Consider the following 18,045-nt stretch of genomic DNA (forward strand, 5'->3'; position numbering starts at 1 on the left):
AAGCCAGTTGCGCCTCGCCACGGCGGGCTGCCCGTTCGGGGACTGCTTGTTCAGGAATGGGGGCGGCCGATAGCGAAGAGCCGGACGCCCCCTGCCGATGGGAGCGATACGAGGGCTGGGCTGCGCAGCGGCCCCCCCAGGCGGTGGGAGGAGAACGAGTGAGCGTTGCCGTGGTCATGGTGGTGCGCGCCGATGCCCCCTCGGCGCAGCGGGCGATCGGTTCGGTGCTCGAGTACGTCGATGAGGTCCTCGTCCTGGACGTGGGCCTGGACCCACGGGAGGCCGACCGGCTGCGCTCATCGGGCGCCCGGCTGGTCGAAGGCACCTGGTGCAGCGATGCGGGCACGGTACGTAATGCCGCCTTGGCAGCTTCGGGGGCGGACTGGAATCTCATCCTCGAAGCCGAGGAGTGGCTGGAAGCCGGTGGCGCGCAACTGGCGCGGTTGGCTGCCTTGCCCGGCGAGCACATCGGGCTCGCCCAGATCGTGCACGACCTCGACCAAGTCCGGGTGCCCGTTGCGCTGTCGGCTCGGTTGGTCCCGCGGGGCGTGCAGTTCAGCGGCGCAATCACCGATGAGGTCGACTCGGACCTGCCACGGCTGCAGACCGAGTTGGTCATCGGCGCCGACAACGCCCAGACCGGCCGGTGGCGCCAAGATCGGGCGCTGCTCGAAGCTGCGCTGCTACAGGGCTTGGCGGTGCGTCCCGACGACCCTGGGATGTTGCATCAGCTGGCGGCGGATCAGCGGCTGGCCGGGCGAGTCGAGGACGCCGCCGATACCTACGCAAAGGCGCTGGCGCTCACCCCGCTGGCGGCGCCCGGGCGGCACGCCGTGGTCACCGGCGCGCTGGAGGCCTTCACCGCCGCGGGCCGTTTCCGGGAAGCAGTAGCTCTCACTGACGCCGAGATGCCCACCTGGCAGCATTCGCCGGACTTCAACTTTCTCTTGGGCGATCTGTTTTTCGAGCTCCTGCTGGCGACCCCGGCGCTGGCTGACCAGTTGGCGCCGCTCATCGCCACCAGTTGGCGACGTTGCCTGGAGCTGGGGGATCGCTCGGACTTGGCCGGCTCGGTGCACGGCCGGGGAAGCTTCCTCGCCGCCCAAAATCTCTACGTCCTGGCGTTGACCGTGGGGGAGGAAAGCGAAGCGCAGGTCTGGTGGGAGCGGGCGGGACAATTGCGCCTGGACGCGGTCCGGCAGGGAGGCCCCCGCCTGCTGGGCTAGTCAAAACTAGGAAAACCTTTACGCTCCACGGGCTTTCGATGCTTGAAAGTCTGCCCGAGGGGTCGATGGGCACGGTATGGACCATCCCTGCATCGCAGTGTGTGTTGTTGCCACATGCGAAACCCGCGACTTGTTCACGACCCTGTCGTCGGTGAAGACGCTGGGACCGATCGTCTCCGAGGTTCGGGTCCTGGCCGTTGACGCTGATGAGCCGCTGATGGAGTTCGCGCGCCGATCTGGGGCGCAGGTCGAGAGCATCCCGGACGACGGCGACGTCGCAGCCGCCTGGAACCACATCACCGAAGTGGCGCAGGCGCCCTGGGTGCTGCTGCTCAACGGCGACGAGCGGGTCAGCGGCGACGCCGACCGGCTCGCCCGCCTGCTGGACACCACCCCGGGCGCAGCCATTCGCCCCGATGCCCTCGAGCTCGTCTGCCGGAACGGAGAGCGCGAAGAGCGCGAAGCTCGACTTTTCCGTCCCGAGACGGCCCGCTTCACGGGCCGATTGACCCCGCGCCTGGTTTCGCGGGGTGCCGTGCGGGAACTGCGGCGACTCACTCCGGGGGCTGACGTGCTGGCCCTTGTCGCCGCAGCCGAGTCGGCGGACGAACCGACCCGGTGGCGGCGCCGCGAAGCGCGGGCCCGGCGGGTGTTGGAGTCCTTGGACGCCCAGCGCGTCGGCGGGGATGACCTGGTGGGAGCACTGATCGAGCGGGCCCGTGCCCGCCGCGGTTTGGGGGATGCCAACGGGGCGCTGGCCGACCTCAATCGCGCCCGGCGCGAACCTGCCTCGGAGCGCTACCGCTGGCAGGCCCGAGAGGAGTTGGCGGCGCTGCTCATCGAGCACCGGCACCTGACCGGGGCCGAGACCCTCATCCGGGAACTGCGTACCTCCGGGGCCGACGAAGGGTACTCGGACTGGTTGCAGGCTCAGGTGCATGCAGCCCAGGGTCAGGCCACCGACGCGTTGCGCATCCTGGCCGGGATCGCGCAGGCGACCCGCGCCGACGGTCAAGCCATCACCACCCCGGAGATTCTTACCGAGACGATGATCCTGGCGGCACGCATCCACGATTACGACCGGGCGCTGGAGTGCTGCATCGAGCTGTGCACGACGCACGGGCTCGTGCTGCGCTACGGCAGGCTGTTGCTGAAGTTGTGGGGGGTGCGTTCCCCGGGCGCTCTCGCCGACCGGTTGTTGGCGGCGCCCTCCAGCGATGCCCACCAGCTCGCGCAGGCGTTCCAGAAGATGCCCCAGCCCGGGCCGAGCCTGGCCGAGCATCTCCTGGGCGCGCAGGAGCGGGCCGGCGCCAGCACCGGATGAGCGTCGACCGGTAGACCTCTGCCGGTGCGTCAGCCGTTGCAGGTTCGACGTTCGATCTGTCGCGCCCTGCCGAGACGCCGACGGGCTCGACGGGCTCGACGCGATGGTCGTCGACGTTTCTGTCCTGGCCACCTGCACCCTGGCCCTGCAGCGCGCGGAGTGCGCCAGCGAGCGGCCCGCGAGTGGTGCTCCTTGAACCGGTGAGCCGTCGGCCACGGGGAGTTCCGTAGACTCATGGTGGGGTTCCGACAGACGGGGTGGATGAGTGAAAAACGTTGCGCCACTAGATGTTTTCGTGGTCGATGTGGGGCACTTGGGGCTGCGCGCCCGCCGCTACAGGCGCGAGGAAGTCCTACGGGTCGACGCGCCCAGCCTGGCCCCTGGCGCCGGCGCAGCTGACCTTGTCAGCGCGGTGGCGCCGCTGCTGCCCGAGACCGACCCGCCGCCTGTCGTCTGTGTCTGGGCCATCCGCGAAGGATCTCAGATAGCCGCGCCCGAGCTGCTCTCGCGCAGCCAGGCCCACAGCCGCGCCCCAGCCGCAGTCGTCGTCGACGGCGCAGTCGCCACCCTCGTGGGGGCACTCGGTGAGGTGGCTGCGGGAGTGGTGCTTGAGCTGGGGACCGGGGTCAGCGCTCTTGCCACCGACTTCGACCAGGTCTGGCACCGGATCGACGGCTGGGGGCCCATCCTCGGCGACCGCGGTTCAGCGGCCTGGCTGGGCGCCCAGGGCTTGGCCGCAGGCCTGCGGCACCGCGATGGGGTGCCGGGTGGTTCGGCGGCTCTGCTGGACGCCGGCAGGCGAGCCTTCGGCGACGAACGCACCTGGACCGAACTGCTGGAACGGCTTCCGGCCGCGGCGCTGCTGGCCGACTTCGCCCCGGTGGTAGGAGAGATCGCCCGTCGCGACCCGGTGGCCGAGGCGATCTGCCGTCTGGCCGGTGAGCACCTGGCCGACGCCATGTGCGCCGGGGCCAAACTGCTGCCCGGTAAGCCACTGACCGCCACCGGCGCGCTGCTACTCATCGACGCCGTCAAGGTGTCCTTCGCGGCAGCGCTGGGCAAACGACGCATCATCCTGCTTCCCGCCCTGGGGGACTCCCTGGCCGGAGCGCAGATCCTCGCGACCCATGTGGCAGGCGGCGGCGCCGTGCGACACAGCCCGCCCTTCATCCACGTCGAGGGTCAAGCTGCGCTGAGGAGCGCCTGAGTCGGCCCGCCGCGCTCGGCGCCTGCGGAAACTGTCGGGGCGTGCTCAACGGATCAGAAAGTTCTCGTCTGCGATGAGGGTAGGTCGGCAAAGGGCGGCTCGGAACCGCCGCCCGCGCGGGGTTATCAACACCCCGGCAGGGTGTCCCGAACTGAGGTGAAGCCCCGCCAGCCACGGCCTGGCCGGCCGTGCGCCGGTCATCTGTCGCGGGCCAGCCTGCCCCGGGTGGCGGGGGTGCTGCTCTTGGTGCAGGAGCTGCGGCAGCGCCCTGACCAGGGATCCTTCGTGTCCGGACAGACAAGAAGCGGGTGAGGCGGCAAGCGCCTCACCCGCTTCGCGGCGGAGGATAGGGGATTTGAACCCCTGAGGGTGATTAACCCAACACGATTTCCAATCGTGCGCACTAGGCCACTATGCGAATCCTCCGCCGGAGAGCCTACCTGAGCGGGGCCGCTGCGACTAAATCGCTGTCGTGCAGGGACAGCCTGCGGCACTGCGGTGTCCCCCGGCCGGGACGGGTCAGACGTCGGCCGCAGCGGCGGCAAGGTGCCGCGGGCAATGTGGTCGGGGCGATTTTCCTGCGCGGGCGGGGTCTGGACTACAGTGGGCGCAGGCCCCCCGCGTGGTGGTACCTCACCGAACTCCCCCAGGGCAGGAATGCAGCAAGGGTAGGCGAGCTCTTCCAGGTACGCGGGGGGTCCCTCATGCCCCCGCGCCCGCATTTCGCGAGCAGCGCCGCAGCGTGACGCAGGCGCGTAGCGCCCGGCAGGGCAGGCGGACCACTCGACCCGGTTGCGGCTCGCCTCACCCCCACGATGCGCGGCGCGATCCGCTGGGGCGGCTCCCGTTCGGTGGACGGGATAGGCGCACGGGTGGCTGTTGGTTAGATTCGTGGGGTGACCACTGCGCTCTACCGCCGCTACCGACCCGCGGACTTTGCTGACGTTATCGGGCAGGAGCACGTCACCGAGCCTCTGATGCAGGCGCTGCGCTCCGGGCGGGTCGGGCACGCCTACCTGTTCAGCGGCCCGCGCGGCTGCGGCAAGACCACCAGCGCCCGGATTTTGGCCCGCTGCCTGAACTGCGAAGAAGGGCCGACGCCCACCCCGTGCGGTCACTGCGAATCCTGCGTGGCGCTCGCGGCCGGTGGCACCGGCTCGGTGGATGTCATCGAGATCGACGCGGCCAGCCACGGCGGCGTGGAAGACGCCCGCGACCTACGGGAGAAGGCCGCCTACGGACCGGCCCAATCGCGCTACAAGGTCTACATCATCGACGAGGCGCACATGGTCACCCCGCAAGGCTTCAACGCCTTGCTCAAGATCGTCGAAGAGCCGCCGGAACATGTGAAATTCGTCTTCGCGACGACCGAACCGGAAAAGGTCATCGGCACCATCCGTTCGCGGACCCACCACTACCCGTTCCGGCTGGTCCCGCCCGCGCGGTTACAGGAATACCTGGAGCACCTGTGCACCCAGGAAGGTGTGCAGGTCGAGCCGGGGGTGTTGTCGTTCGTCGTGCGTGCCGGTGGCGGATCGGTGCGTGACTCGCTCTCGGTGCTGGACCAACTCATCTCCGGATCGGATGAAGCGGGACTGACCTACGCCGGAGCTGCCGCACTACTCGGCTTCACCGAGGGGGAACTGCTCGACGCCACCATCGCCGCGCTCGCGGCCGGCGACGCTGCAGGGGTGTTCCGCCAGGTGGACCGGGTCGTGGAGACCGGTCAGGACCCGCGCCGGTTCGTCGAGGACCTGCTGGAGCGCTTCCGGGATCTCATCGTGGTGGCGGCGGTAGGCGCCGGCGGCGACGTCGCCTTGTCCGCGGTGTTGCGTGGCGTGCCCGAAGATCAGCTGGACCGGATGCGTCAGCAGGCCGCCAGCTTCGGCCCCGGCCAGCTCTCCTACGCTGCCGACATCGTCAACGCCGGCCTGACCGAGATGACCGGCGCCACCTCGCCGCGGCTACAGCTCGAACTCCTCTGCGCCCGACTGCTACTGCCGACAGGCGCGGGCGAGCACGGCTACGCGGCCCGGCTGGACCGGTTGGAACGGCGCGTCGGTGTCGACGGCGTGCCTACCCCGCCGGCGCGCCCCAACGAGCAGCGCACCGCCGCGCCCCACAGCCAACCCCACAGCCAACCCCACGCCGCCCCCAGCGCGCCGGCGCCGACGCCCGGTGCTGCGCCACAGCGGGGCGCGGCGGACCCCGGCGCGCCAGCTCACGGGGGGCGTGCGGATGCCGCTGGTGCGCGCGGCTCACAGCCGCAGGAATCCCCGGCCACGCACGCCCCTGCGGGCGGCCCGGAACGTCGCACCCGGCAACAGGGCGGATCGCAGCAGGAGCCCGCCGCCCAAGCCCCGGCCGCTGCCGAGTCCCAAGCGGCGCAACGGCCGCGCCCACCCGGTTCGGGGCCTCGAGGTGGCGTCGATACCGAGATGATCCGCCGCAACTGGACCGAGGTGCTGCAGCGTATCTTCGGGATTCGCCGCGTCACCTGGACCTTCTTGTCCGAGCACGCACAGGTGCTCGATTACGACGGAACTCGGTTGCTGCTGGGGTTGTCGACCAAGGGGCTGGCCACGACCTTCCGCAACGGGCCGCACGCCGAAGTGGTGCGCCAAGCGCTATCCGAGCAACTCGGGGTCGACACCCGCGTCGAGGGCATCCCCGCCTCCGATGCGCCTGCGGCGTTTGCCCGCCCCGCAGAAAGCGCCGCCGGAGCGCCCGTCGCTGAGCAAGCAGCGCCCAGCGCTCCGCCGCAGCGGCCAGCCCAGCCAGAGCCGCGGTCCCAGCAGCAGCCAGCCCAGCCAGAGCCGTCAGCCTCGAGCCGCTGGGCGCCTGGCCCGGACAGCCGAGCGCCTGGCCAGGACAGCCGAGCGCCCGCCCAGTCGAACCCGAATCGTCCACCAGCTGGCGGGTACAGCCAGCAGCGGCCGTCGCAGCAGCAGAATCCAGCAGCGGGCAGTGTCGATGCGCGCGGCGCCGACCCGCGTGAGTCCGAACCGCGTCCGCAGCCGTCGCCCCCGTTGGGTGAGCCCGCGGTGCCGTCCCCGGGAGGCTGGGACGAGGTCCCCCCTCCCGGCGACGAGGACGCCCCGCCACCAGAGGATGTTCCGCCGCCGGAGGACGAACCCCGCGGTGGCAAGGCTGCGTTCCTGGCCGCTCGCCGCTCTGGTTACGCCTCGCCCGGGGCGCGACAGCGGCCGGGACGGGGACAGCCCCGCGCCTCAGATGACGAGGCGAGCGTGGACGACGAGGACATCCCCGACGCCGGTGCGGTGGGCCAGCCCGTCATCGCCCGCGTGCTCGGCGGTGTGGTCATCGACGAACGCGAGGAGTAGGCGAGCCGGGTGCGGCTCAGATTCACCCATCCTCAGCCCGCGCCGTTTCACGGTGGCCAAGGCGAGCGTCAGCGCGGTGGTGGACCGCTAGAGTGCACGCAGTCTGCGCTGCCACTGGAGGAACCCGTGCTCTACCGCCTCGCCCACGCTGTCATCGGACCGGCGCTTCGGGCCGTGCTTCGTCCCAGTGTCGTCGGTGTCGAGAACATCCCCCTGAGTGGGCCTCTCATCATCGCCAGCAACCACCTGTCGTTCTTCGACAGCATCGTGCTGCCGGTAGCCTCCCCGCGCCAGATCGCCTTCCTTGCCAAGGCCGAGTACTTCAACGGCCGGGGCCTGTCGGGGGCGCTCAACCGGATCTTCTTCACCTCCACCGGGATGATTCCGGTGGACCGTGACGAGGCCCGCGCCGCGCAGCGCTCGCTGGAACTCGCGCTGGAAGTGCTCTCCGAAGGTCGGGCGTTCGGCATCTACCCCGAGGGGACCCGCTCGCGCGACCTGCGTCTGCACCGCGGGCACACCGGCGTCGGGCACCTCGTGCTGGAATCCGGGGCGCCGGTGGTGCCCGTAGCTCTGCAAGGCACCGAGAAGATCCAGCCCGTGGGTTCGCGGTTCGTGCGCCCCACCAAGGTGCGGATCGAGTTCGGGGCGCCGATGGACTTCACCGGGCGTTTCGAGGGTGTTCCCACCGGGAAAGCGCGGCGCGTCATCACTGACGAGATCATGGACGCCATCGGCGCGATGTCGGGCCAGGAGCGCAGCGGCGACTACTGCCAGCGGCCTGCGAAGAGCTGAGCTTGGGCCCGGGCAGATAGGTTGTGTCGGTCATCCGTCGTAGGGTGATGACGTGTACGAAGGCGCAGTGCAGGACCTCATCGACGAACTCGGGCGGCTGCCCGGAGTCGGCCCCAAGAGCGCGCAGCGCATCGCGTTCCACATCCTCCAAGCCGACGAAGGCGATGTCGAACGCCTCGTGCAGGCCCTGCAACAGGTCAAAGCCACCGTGCGGTTCTGCGTCGTGTGCGGCAACATCGCCGAGTCGCAGCAGTGCCGCATCTGCAACGACGACCGGCGTGACCTCACCTGCGTGTGCGTGGTGGAGGAGCCTAAGGACGTCGTCGCGATCGAACGCACCCGCGAGTTCCGCGGCCGCTACCACGTCCTCGGCGGTGCGATCAGCCCGATCGAGGGTGTCGGCCCCGACGACCTGCGGGTCAAGGAACTGCTCACCCGCCTGGCCGACGGTGTCGTTACCGAGGTCATCATCGCCACCGACCCGAACCTCGAAGGTGAGGCGACCGCCACCTACCTGGCACGGCTGCTGCGCCCCCTGGAGATCCGGGTCACCCGCCTTGCCTCCGGTCTACCGGTAGGTGGGGACCTCGAATACGCCGACGAGATCACTCTCGGGCGCGCCTTTGAAGGGAGACGATTGCTTCATGCCTGAAAACCAGGACAGCGAAAAGCTCGCCAGTGACCTAGAGGTGCTTGGCAAAGAGACCGCCACCGAAGCCCGAGCCTTCCTCACGATCGTGCGGCAGGTCGCCGAAGGCGTCTCGCCCGACAACGCGATTCCGCTGCTGCTGCTGGCGGTCTCTCAGGTGCTGGTCACCGGGACCAGGCTGGGGGCGATCACCGACATCGTGCCTGCGCGCCAGTTCGAACCTGACCTGGGAAGCGATGAGGACGTGGAGGCGTTGCGGGTACAGCTCGCGCAGCTACTACACGGTCTGGACGACTACGTGGAGGTCGTCGACCCGTTGACGACCACCGAGGTCAGCGCCGGTCAAATCTCCGGCGACCTCGCCGAGATCGCCAGCTCCCTCATGCACGGCCTGCGCCATCACGCCGAGGGCGAGATCAGCGAAGCCCTGTGGTGGTGGCAGTTCAGCTACCTGTCCTCGTGGGGTGCCCGTGCGGCCAGTGCCCTGCGCGCCTTGCAGTCGATCCTCATGCACATCCGCCTCGACGCCGACGAAGACACGGTTGCCGAGGCCCAATTCGACGCTCTGCACCGCTGATCACGCGACGCGTACACCCCGGGGCGCCGACCTGGCCGGCGTGCGCACGCCCCTGATCGAGACCAGCACCGCGAGCAGTCCTGCCAGCAGGTAGGCCCCGAGCCCGACCGGCCACAGCGCGTAACCGCGCAATTGCGACCGGTTCTGCTCACGAACCTGCGCTGCCCGCGAGTCCTCGCATTCGTTCACGGGCTCCCCGCTGACGCCGCGGCGGGCGCTTCGGGCCCCGTCACTGATTGCGCCGAGCGGTTCGAAGGTGCTCAACGCCCCGACCGGACCGGGGGCTGCGTCCGCGACGACGACGAAGGGGTTGACGGCCAGCAAGGGCCAGATGCGTTCGGTGTGGAACTGCTCGCGGGTCTGGGTGACCTCGATGCAGGCAAGGTCGCCCGCGGGGGAGCCACCTCCCGGTTCCGGGCCCCAGGTCTTGATCTGTACCGGTTCGCTGCGCCCGGTCAGCGGGGTGGCTACGGCGTACAGCACCAGGGTTCCGACGCTGAGCGCCCCCACACACACATAGGTCAACACCACCGAGGCGGCCGGGCGGGCCGTCGCCGCGGAGAACGCCAGTCCGAGGGCGCAAGTCGTGCCCAGCACGACGGCCAGAGCGGTGAAGGCCAACGCCAGGGAGGCAGGGGAGATCCCGCCGGTGAGGACGGCGAACGCCAGAACGGGGACGGCGCTCAGCAGCGCCACCCCGGCCACGGCCCAGGCCGCAAGCAGTTTTCCCAGGACTATCTCGCTGGGTCGCAGCAGGGTTGTCTGCAAAGTCGCCAGCACTCCGCGCTCGCGGTCGCCGTTGATCGATCCAGCGGTGAGCGCGGGAACCACGAGCAACCCCAAGCCGAGCACGAGGAACACCGTCGTGCCGTAGAAGACCCCGCCCCGCACCTGCGGGGCCAGTCGCCCGGTAGCCAGCCACAACAGGGCGACGATCCCGTACACGGTGACCAGCCAGACCCCCGAGATGATGAGCCAGCGAGGATTCCGGATGCGTTGCCGCAGTTCCAGACCCAGCACCGCGGCCACGGCCTGACGGCTTGGTAGACGCTCGCGCATCAGCTCTCCCTCGTCGCCGCGAGGTAGGCGGTCTCCAGGGCTGAACCGCGCGGGGCGAATCCGACCACCGGCACGTCATGCTCGATGAGGTGGCGCAGCAGTGCCGCGGCGTCCAGCTCATCAGGCACGGGCACCTCGACGGCTCCTCGTGAGTCCCGCTGGCCGCCGGGGCCCTCGAGCCACTCGTATTCGATGCCGTCGCCCAACGCGGCAGCCAGCGCCGCAGCGTCCAGGGAGTCGATACGCCACCGAATCTGGCGCGGGGCGCGGCGAAGGTCGTGGGCGGCGACTGCGCGTCCGGCCTCGATGAGGACGGCCCGGTCGGCCATGTCTTCCAGGTCGGTGAGGACCTGGCTGGAGACCAGCACGGCGGCACCGGCATCGGCCAGGCCGCGGATGGTGTCGCACAGGTCGGCTCGGCTGTGCGGGTCCACCCCCGCGACCGGCTCATCCAGCAACAGCACCGAGGGTTCGTGGACCAGCGCGCGGGCCAGCGCGAGGCGTTGCGATTGGCCACGCGAGAGCATCCGCACCGGACGATCGCTCATCTCTTCCAGCCCTACCAGACGCAGCAACTCGATGCTGCGGGCGCGCGCGCGGGCCGGCGGCATCCGGAAGGCTGCGGCGATCGTCAACAGCACCTCGGTAGCGCTTAAGGAGTCCCAGGTGCCGAACCCGTCCGGCACCCACCCCATCACCCGGCGCACCCGGTGGGGGGCGGTGACCGGGTCGAAACCCCCTACTCGCAGCGTGCCGCTGTCCGGAGCAAGCAGGGTCGCCAGCATGAGCAGCAGGGTGCTCTTCCCGGCGCCGTCGGCGCCGACCAGCGCAGTGATCTCCCCGGGGGCAACGGCGAGCTCCAGCCGGTCCACGGCGGTGATGTCGCCAAAGCGGCGCGTCACTGCCTCGACGCGGATGCCGGTGTCCTGAACCGGGCTCGCAGCCATCTGCGCCCCCTTCCCCAACGCCAAACCCGCCAGGGCGGTAAACGGTTGTGTTCGATCAGTATTCGCGCCCCGAGGGCAGATAGCGTGGTCCCACGCCTACCGTGGGGCCTGGTCTCGCCCGCCGACGGCCATCCCGGCTGATCTCGGCATCCGAGCCGATGGCGGTTCGAGGAGCGAGAACGCTAAAATCCAGTACTGTCCGATCGTTGCCCAGCAGTGGAGACACCCGTGAGTCTTGTCGTGCAGAAATATGGTGGCTCCTCGCTTTCCGATGCCGAAAGCATCAAGCGGGTCGCCCGCCGCATTGTCGAAACCCGTCGAGCCGGCAACGACGTCTGTGTCGTCGTCTCGGCGATGGGGGACACCACCGACGAGCTCTTGGACCTGGCCGAGCAGGTCAGCCCGTTGCCCCCGGCGCGCGAACTGGACATGCTCCTGACCGCCGGGGAGCGGATGTCCATGGCATTGGTCGCGATGTCGATCGCCACGCTGGGACACACCGCCCAATCCTTCACCGGCTCCCAGGCCGGAGTGATCACTGACGAGGTGCATGGTCAGGCTCGCATCATCGACGTGACCCCGGGCCGGATCCAAGGTGCGCTGCGGGAGGGCAACATCGCCATCGTTGCCGGGTTCCAGGGCGTCAGCCAGACGACGAAGAACATCACGACTCTGGGTCGTGGAGGCTCCGACACCACCGCGGTCGCCCTGGCGGCGGCGCTGGAAGCCGACGTCTGCGAGATCTACACCGACGTCGACGGAGTGTTCACCGCCGACCCCCGGATCGTCTCCACCGCGCGGCAACTGAAATACATCACCACCGAGGAAATGCTGGAGATGGCTGCCAACGGCGCCAAGATCCTGCATCTGCGCTGCGTAGAGTACGCCCGACGGTATGGCATCCCCATCCACGTCCGGTCCTCGTTCTCGACCAAGCACGGCACGATCATCACCGACAAGCCCATCGAAGGAGTAGCCGTGGAGGCTCCCATCATCTCCGGCGTCGCGCACGACCGAGGCGAAGCCAAGATCACCGTCGTGGGCGTTCCCGACCTGCCGGGTAAGGCCGCCGACATCTTCCGTGTCGTCGCCGAATCCGAAGCCAACCTCGACATGATCGTGCAGAACGTCTCGGCGGCCGAGACCGGTCGCACCGACATCTCGTTCACGCTGCCGATGTCGCACGGGCAGAAGGCCGTTCAGGCGCTGGATCGGATCCGCTCAGAGGTCGGTTTCGAGTCGCTGCGTTATGACGACCAGATCGGCAAACTGTCACTGGTGGGCGCCGGGATGCGTTCCAACCCCGGAGTGAGCGCCACCTTCTTCGGTGCGCTGTCCCGCGCGGGGGTCAACATCGAGATGATCTCCACCTCTGAGATCCGTATCTCGGTGGTGACGCGCGCCGACCAGCTCGACGCCGCAGTCAAGGCCGTGCACACCGCCTTCGGGCTGGACTCCGCCGAGGGCGAAGCCGTCGTATACGGGGGCACCGGACGGTGAACTCGGTGAGCGATCGGAGTCGTCCGACGCTCGCCGTAGTGGGTGCGACTGGGGCGGTCGGTTCCGTGATGCGGGCCCTGCTGTCTGAGCGGGAGGACGTGTGGGGCGAAATTCGCCTCATCGCTTCTGCGCGGTCAGCCGGGCGAGTGTTGTCGGTACGCGGCGAGGACGTCGTCGTCCAAGAACTGAGTGCGCAAGCCTTGGACGGCGTTGACGTGGCGATGTTCGACGTTCCCAAGGACGTCAGCCTGGAATGGGCACCGATAGCGGTGCAGCAGGGAGCCGTCGTCATCGACAACAGCAGCGCGTTCCGAATGGATCCGCAGGTGCCGCTGGTGGTCGCTGAGGTGAACCCAGCCCAGATTCGCAACCGGCCGCGCGGCATCATCAGTAACCCGAACTGCACCACCTTGGTCATGATGAACACCCTCGGTGCTCTGCACGCCGGATGGGAGTTGGAGGAGATCGTCGTCTCCACCTACCAGGCCGCCTCCGGCCTGGGACAGCCCGGCATGGACCGGCTTTACGACGAGATCGAGGTCGTCGCCGGGGATCGTCAGTTGGGCCAGCAGATCGGTGATGTGCGCCGCCGGATCGACAACGAGCTGGACCAGTCCTCGCCGTTCCCGGCGCCGCTGGCGATGAACGTCGTGCCGTGGGTAGGCGACGCCGGCGAAGAGGGCTGGAGCAGCGAGGAACTGAAGGTGCGCGCTGAGTCACGCAAGATTCTCGGGCTGCCCACGTTGCGGGTATCGGCCACCTGCGTGCGGGTCCCGGTCGTCACGACGCACTCCCTGAGTGTGCATGCACGCTTCCACAAGCGGATCACGGTCGAGGACGCCCGCGAAGCGCTGGTGCAGGCACCGAACGTGGTCCTGTTCGACGACATCAACCACGACGAATGGCCGACACCGGTGGACGTGGTCGGCTCTGACCCGATGTTCGTCGGGCGGTTGCGTCAGGCGACGGACTTCCCCAACGCGCTGGACTTCTTCGTCTGCGGCGACAACCTACGCAAGGGCGCCGCGCTCAACACCTCTCAGATCGCTGAGGCTCTGTGCCAGGAACTCGTCTGAGGCCCTAGCCCGCTGCCGTGCGTGGCCGTGGCGGCAAGGAATGTCTTGTCGTATCTGTACCCGGCAAGCTCTCAGTTTCTCGGCGCAGGCGCCGACAGTGCTGATGAAGCATCCTGTACGCCTGCTGGGCGCACACCTGCGGGCATCACCGGTTCGCGACGATCTCCTCCGGGGGAGAGGCCGTCGATCTCGGGGGTGCCCGTAGTGGTCTGCCACCGCGCTCGCACTTACTCACGTGGGGGGTCGCCAGCGGCTCTGGGCGTACCCCCTGCCGCCGGAGCGCCCGTGTCCCGCACTGTCCGCTCTCCACTGGTTGTCGCTACACGCGGTGGCGCACCGTGGCCGCAACGGCAGCCGACCTCGCCCGCAGCGCGCCCTGCTGCGACGCGGAAGACAGAACAGATAACAAAAGGACCGGCCCGGTACTGCTCTCGCAGTTGCGGGCCGGTCCTCATCTGGTCGGGGTGACAGGATTTGAACCTGCGGCCTCTTCGTCCCGAACGAAGCGCGCTACCAAGCTGCGCCACACCCCGTGGCTTGTGTCGCGACGAGGCGCGACGACGCCCCACAATAGCCGACGTCCTGCCCGACTGCCGAATCGGGACTCCATAGGCCGGGTCGGCAATGTCCTCAGGGGCGATCCGCAGCTCGGCGGGGGCGCTCGATCAGGGTCAACAGGGTGGCCTCCGGGCGGCAGGCGAAGCGCACCGGAGCGTACGGAGAGGTGCCCAGACCAGCCGAGACGTGCATCCACGCAGCGGCATCCGGAGCGTCGCTGCTGGGCGCGCCAGATGCACCCGGCCACCACCGGGACACGCCCTTCACACGGCCGGTGTCCAGGTCGCAGTTCGTCACCAGCGCCCCGTAGAACGGCACCGCGACCTGGCCGCCGTGGGTGTGCCCGGCGATGAGCAGTTCAGCGCCGTCAGCGCTCATCCGATCGAGGATCGCGGTGTAGGGAGCGTGCGTGACGCCGACCTTGAGGTCAGCGTTCGGATCGGCAGGGCCCGCGACCGCTTCGTACCGGTCGTAGCCCAGGTGCGGGTCGTCGACGCCCACCAGCTCGATATCTAAGTCGCGCACAGCCAGCCGGCCCCGCGCATTCGTCAGATCCGCCCAGCCGGCAGCGTGAAACCGCTCGACCAACTCCTCGGTGGGCAGCCGGGGCGTCGTGGGTGGGCGTCGGTTGCCCACCAGGTAATTGAACGGGTTTCGCTTGCCGGGAGCGAAGTAGTCATTCGAACCCAGCACGAAAGCGCCCGGCAGGTCCAGGAACGGCTCGTAGGCGCGCATCAGCGGCGCTATCGACTCCGGGTGGGCGATGTTGTCGCCGCTGTTCAGCACCGCGTCCGGCCGCAGCCGGGCCAGCGCCCGCACCCAGGCGATCTTGCGATGCTGGGAGGGCATCAGGTGCAGATCCGACAGGTGCAGCACGGTGACCGGCTCGGCACCCACCGGAAGTACCGGGACGGTGAAGCGTCGCAGGGTGAACGCGTTGCGTTCGATGAGAGCGGCGTAGCCCAATGTCGCGGCGCCCGTGGCGCCCAACCCGAGCAAGCCGGTAGTGAAGGTATTCATCCCGGCCAGTCTCTCAGACACCCCGAACTGCTCGTCCTGGCCGCATGGCGTGCCCGGGCCGGTCACTGCAGGAGTCCGCGAGTCCACCTGCGGGCAGCCCCCTGTCCGGTTCGATCACCGGTGCCCATGTCGCCCGCGCTGTGTCACCAACACGCGGCGAATGTGTCAGCAGCCCCGGAGCAGTTGCTCCGGGGCTGCTGGTTCGATCAACGTGCGCTCAGCGTCTCTCAGCCGTCCGTACCCGAAGACAGGGTCAACGTGACGGTGGCGCCCTTCTCTGCCTCCTGGCCGCCTTCGGGTGACGTCTGGGCCACCCTCCCGGCTTCCACGTCGGGGGAGGAGACGCGGTCCTCGGTTACCTGGACCGTGAACCCCTCGCGTTCCAGGCGGCGCTTCGCCGATCCGCGGCCGCGGCCGACGACATTGGGTACCTTCACCAGGTCCGCGCTCTTGGTTTTCGTCGAGCCCTTGCCGCGGGTGAAACGCTCGGCCGGCAATCCGTCGTGAGCGCGGTTCATGATCTTGGTCCACAGCGGGCCGGCGATGGTCGCGCCGTAGGCGTGGGTCGGTCGCTGGTCGTACGGGGTCCCGTACCAGACCGCCGTCGAACGCTGCGGGGTGTAGCCGGCGAACCAGGTCTCCACGCCGTTGTCGGCGGTGCCCGTCTTACCGGCTGACTGGCGCCCGGACAGTCCCAGTGCCTTGCCCGTTCCCGAGGTCATGACCGAGGTGAGGATGTCTGTGGTCCCGTAGGCGATCTTCGGGTCGATGGCTTGACGGCAGTTGTTCTCTCCCACCGGCAGGTTGGTGCCGTCGAAGGCGACGACGCTGTCCACAGGCTTGGGGGCGCAGTAGGTGCCGTTCGCGGCCAGAGTCGCGTAGGAGGCGGCCAACGTCAGGGGCGAAGCGTTGTCTGCGCCCAGGATGGTGGCTGCCAGGCCCTGACCGGGACCACCGCCGGTCCCGTACGGCTTACCGTCGGCACGGACCAGGCCCATCTTGGCCATCGTCTCTTTCTCCTTGCAGACCCCCACCTTGGCGGCCAGCTCCAGGAAGGCGGTGTTGATCGAGAGTGCCGTCGCCTCGCGCAGTGTGGTGCCGCCGTGCTCCTCGCCCTCAGCGTTGTAGGGCGCGTAGCTGCCGACCATGCCGCACTTGTCTCCGCCGAGGCGTTTGGCCGAGTACCGGGTGGCGTCCTTGGGAGCGAACAGGTAGGAGCTCGGACGCATGCCTTCTTCGAGGGCCGTGACCACGCCGTACATCTTGGCGGTCGAGCCGATCTGGAAGCCTGAGGAGCCGCCGTACTTCTGATCCACGGCCCAGTTGAGGGAGGTCTTGCCGGGCTTCTGCTCCAGCGCCCACTCGGTGTTCTGCCCGATGGCCAACACTCGCCCGGTGCCGGGCTCGACGACGGCTGCCGCCGCACCGCGGTCTCGGGAGTTGCCGACCGGAACGCGCTGCGCCAGCAGTTTGCGGGTGCTGTTCGTCAGCTTCAGGTCGAAGCTTGTCTTGACGGTGAGTCCGCCGTAGTAGAGACGCTTACGGCGTTCCTCGACCGTTTTGCCCAGCGACGGCTGCTCCAGGAGCCACTTGCGCACGTACTCACAGATGTACGGATCCGCCGAGGCTGGGCAGGAGGGCTTGTTCGGGGTGACGTTGAGTTTGATGGGGGTGCGCTGGGCCTCGCCGCGCGTCTTGGAGCTGATCAGACCCAACTGGTGCATGCGCTTGAGGACGTCATTGCGCCGTGCCAGCGCGCGATCCGGGTTGTTGATGGGATCGGCTGTACCGGGGTTCTGCGCCAGACCGGCGATGAGCGCAGCCTGCGGCAGGCTCAGCTTCGCTGCGGAGATGCCGAAGTAGCGCTGCGCGGCGGCCTCGACGCCGTAGGCGCCTGCCCCGTAATAGACGAGGTTGAGGTAGCCCTGCAGGATCTGGTCCTTACCCAGGCGCTGCTCCATCGAGATCGCGTACTTCATCTCCTGCAGCTTGCGGACATAGCCCGGGATGCCCGAGCGGGCCACTGCCGCCTCCATGGCGTTCTTGTCCTCGTTCTGTGCCGCGGTGGCGACCAGCATCTGGCGCACGTACTGCTGGGTGATGGTGGAGGCGCCCTGCTTGTCACCCTGCGCCGTGGAAACCAGCGCTCGCGCCAGACCGCGGGGGTCGATGCCGCCATGCTCGTAGAAGCGGTCGTCCTCGATGGCGACCTGCGCCTGGCGCATCGCGGGGGCGATCTTCTCGATCGGGACCACCACCCGGTTCTCTTCGTACAAGGTGGCGATGAGGGTGCCGTCGGAAGCCAGGATGCGTGACTGCTGGGCCATCGGGTTGGCCGTGAACTGTGCCGGGAGGGCGTCGAAAGCAGTGACGACCTGCTTGGTGCCGACACCGGCGATCCCGACCACCGGCATCAACATGCCGGCGGCTAGCAACCCCATGACCGTAGAGGACGCGACGAACGCCCCAAACAATCCCGGGAGGTTCGCCGCACTGCGCTCTGGCCTGTCCATACCCACCAGCGTAAACGTCTCTGCCGACAATTCGTTCGCGCCGACACCCCGCTGCCTGCCCGCCCTGACTCAGTCGCCTGACATCGTGACGAGGGCCTAGCCCGCCAGGCGTGCCATCCGACCAGCGAATTTGCTGAAGTCACGCATCTCGACACGTGGTGTGCGCCCTGGAACGCAAAATGACTAGTCCTTATGGGCCAGGAGGAATGATCCGGTTGAGGTATGGCCCCGGAGGGCCATTGTTCCCTAT

The 18,045-nt window shown here is 68.7% G+C and carries 13 protein-coding genes, 2 tRNA genes and 1 other RNA gene; 10 read left to right on the top strand and 6 right to left on the bottom strand.

The features are described from left to right. Window positions 1-158 precede the first annotated feature (158 nt). From G9V96_RS11710 to G9V96_RS11720, 3 genes are all read left to right on the top strand, one after another. Entirely contained in the window at window positions 159-1,226 is a 1,068-nt protein-coding gene (locus tag G9V96_RS11710; RefSeq protein ID WP_168583184.1) for a glycosyltransferase family protein, read from the top strand. Window positions 1,227-1,377: 151 nt separating this feature from the next. Then, window positions 1,378-2,550: a glycosyltransferase family protein gene (locus G9V96_RS11715; RefSeq protein WP_168583185.1), complete on the top strand. Its 1,173-nt coding sequence runs from the start codon at window positions 1,378-1,380 to the stop codon at window positions 2,548-2,550. 265 nt (window positions 2,551-2,815) lie between these two features. Further along, window positions 2,816-3,757 carry a BadF/BadG/BcrA/BcrD ATPase family protein gene (locus G9V96_RS11720; protein ID WP_168583186.1) on the top strand — a complete coding sequence of 314 codons (942 nt, stop codon included), beginning with the start codon at window positions 2,816-2,818 and terminating at the stop codon, window positions 3,755-3,757. A 340-nt stretch (window positions 3,758-4,097) separates the two neighbouring features. Here the strand turns inward: G9V96_RS11720 and G9V96_RS11725 are convergent. Next, window positions 4,098-4,183, bottom strand: a tRNA-Ser gene (locus G9V96_RS11725). 183 nt (window positions 4,184-4,366) lie between these two features. Here G9V96_RS11725 and ffs point away from each other — a divergent pair. The 5 genes from ffs (at window position 4,367) to G9V96_RS11750 (ending at window position 9,122) form a co-directional block, all read left to right on the top strand. Then, window positions 4,367-4,463: signal recognition particle sRNA small type (gene ffs / locus G9V96_RS11730), an RNA gene on the top strand. A 190-nt stretch (window positions 4,464-4,653) separates the two neighbouring features. Further along, window positions 4,654-7,101 (top strand): DNA polymerase III subunit gamma and tau, encoded by a 2,448-nt coding sequence (locus G9V96_RS11735; protein WP_168583187.1) that lies wholly within the window; start codon window positions 4,654-4,656, stop codon window positions 7,099-7,101. 126 nt (window positions 7,102-7,227) lie between these two features. Next, the gene (locus G9V96_RS11740; protein ID WP_168583188.1) at window positions 7,228-7,896 is read left to right on the top strand and encodes a lysophospholipid acyltransferase family protein; all 669 of its coding nucleotides are present in this window, start codon (window positions 7,228-7,230) and stop codon (window positions 7,894-7,896) included. A 52-nt stretch (window positions 7,897-7,948) separates the two neighbouring features. Further along, on the top strand, window positions 7,949-8,548 hold the full coding sequence (gene recR, locus G9V96_RS11745; protein WP_168583189.1) for a recombination mediator RecR: 600 nt from the start codon (window positions 7,949-7,951) through the stop codon (window positions 8,546-8,548). Beyond that, window positions 8,541-9,122, top strand: coding sequence for a DUF5063 domain-containing protein (locus tag G9V96_RS11750; RefSeq protein ID WP_168583190.1), 582 nt, complete (start codon window positions 8,541-8,543; stop codon window positions 9,120-9,122). The genes recR and G9V96_RS11750 overlap by 8 nt, the downstream gene beginning before the upstream one ends. Here G9V96_RS11750 and G9V96_RS11755 read toward each other — a convergent pair whose 3' ends face one another. Both G9V96_RS11755 and G9V96_RS11760 read right to left on the bottom strand, forming a co-directional pair. Next, window positions 9,123-10,181, bottom strand: coding sequence for an ABC transporter permease (locus G9V96_RS11755; RefSeq protein WP_168583191.1), 1,059 nt, complete (start codon window positions 10,179-10,181; stop codon window positions 9,123-9,125). Further along, window positions 10,181-11,128 (bottom strand): ABC transporter ATP-binding protein, encoded by a 948-nt coding sequence (locus G9V96_RS11760; RefSeq protein WP_168583192.1) that lies wholly within the window; start codon window positions 11,126-11,128, stop codon window positions 10,181-10,183. Before G9V96_RS11760 ends, G9V96_RS11755 begins: the two co-directional genes overlap by 1 nt. Before the next feature lie 228 nt (window positions 11,129-11,356). Here G9V96_RS11760 and G9V96_RS11765 point away from each other — a divergent pair, with 228 nt between their 5' ends. Then, window positions 11,357-12,628: an aspartate kinase gene (locus G9V96_RS11765; protein WP_168583193.1), complete on the top strand. Its 1,272-nt coding sequence runs from the start codon at window positions 11,357-11,359 to the stop codon at window positions 12,626-12,628. 5 nt (window positions 12,629-12,633) lie between these two features. Then, the gene (locus G9V96_RS11770) at window positions 12,634-13,704 is read left to right on the top strand and encodes an aspartate-semialdehyde dehydrogenase (RefSeq protein ID WP_319643811.1); all 1,071 of its coding nucleotides are present in this window, start codon (window positions 12,634-12,636) and stop codon (window positions 13,702-13,704) included. A gap of 456 nt (window positions 13,705-14,160) precedes the next feature. Here the strand turns inward: G9V96_RS11770 and G9V96_RS11775 are convergent. The 3 genes from G9V96_RS11775 to G9V96_RS11785 all read right to left on the bottom strand — a co-directional run bounded on the left by G9V96_RS11775 (window position 14,161) and on the right by G9V96_RS11785 (window position 17,795). Continuing rightward, window positions 14,161-14,237, bottom strand: a tRNA-Pro gene (locus G9V96_RS11775). Between the two features lie 97 nt (window positions 14,238-14,334). Continuing rightward, a complete protein-coding gene (locus G9V96_RS11780; protein ID WP_168584010.1) occupies window positions 14,335-15,282 on the bottom strand; it encodes a metallophosphoesterase in 948 nt (315 codons plus the stop codon). A 227-nt stretch (window positions 15,283-15,509) separates the two neighbouring features. Further along, window positions 15,510-17,795, bottom strand: a complete 2,286-nt coding sequence (locus G9V96_RS11785) for a penicillin-binding protein (RefSeq protein WP_226913294.1) — start codon at window positions 17,793-17,795, stop codon at window positions 15,510-15,512. Window positions 17,796-18,045 lie beyond the last annotated feature (250 nt).

Source organism: Gephyromycinifex aptenodytis (assembly GCF_012277275.1).
Taxonomy (GTDB): Bacteria; Actinomycetota; Actinomycetes; order Actinomycetales; family Dermatophilaceae; genus Gephyromycinifex; species Gephyromycinifex aptenodytis.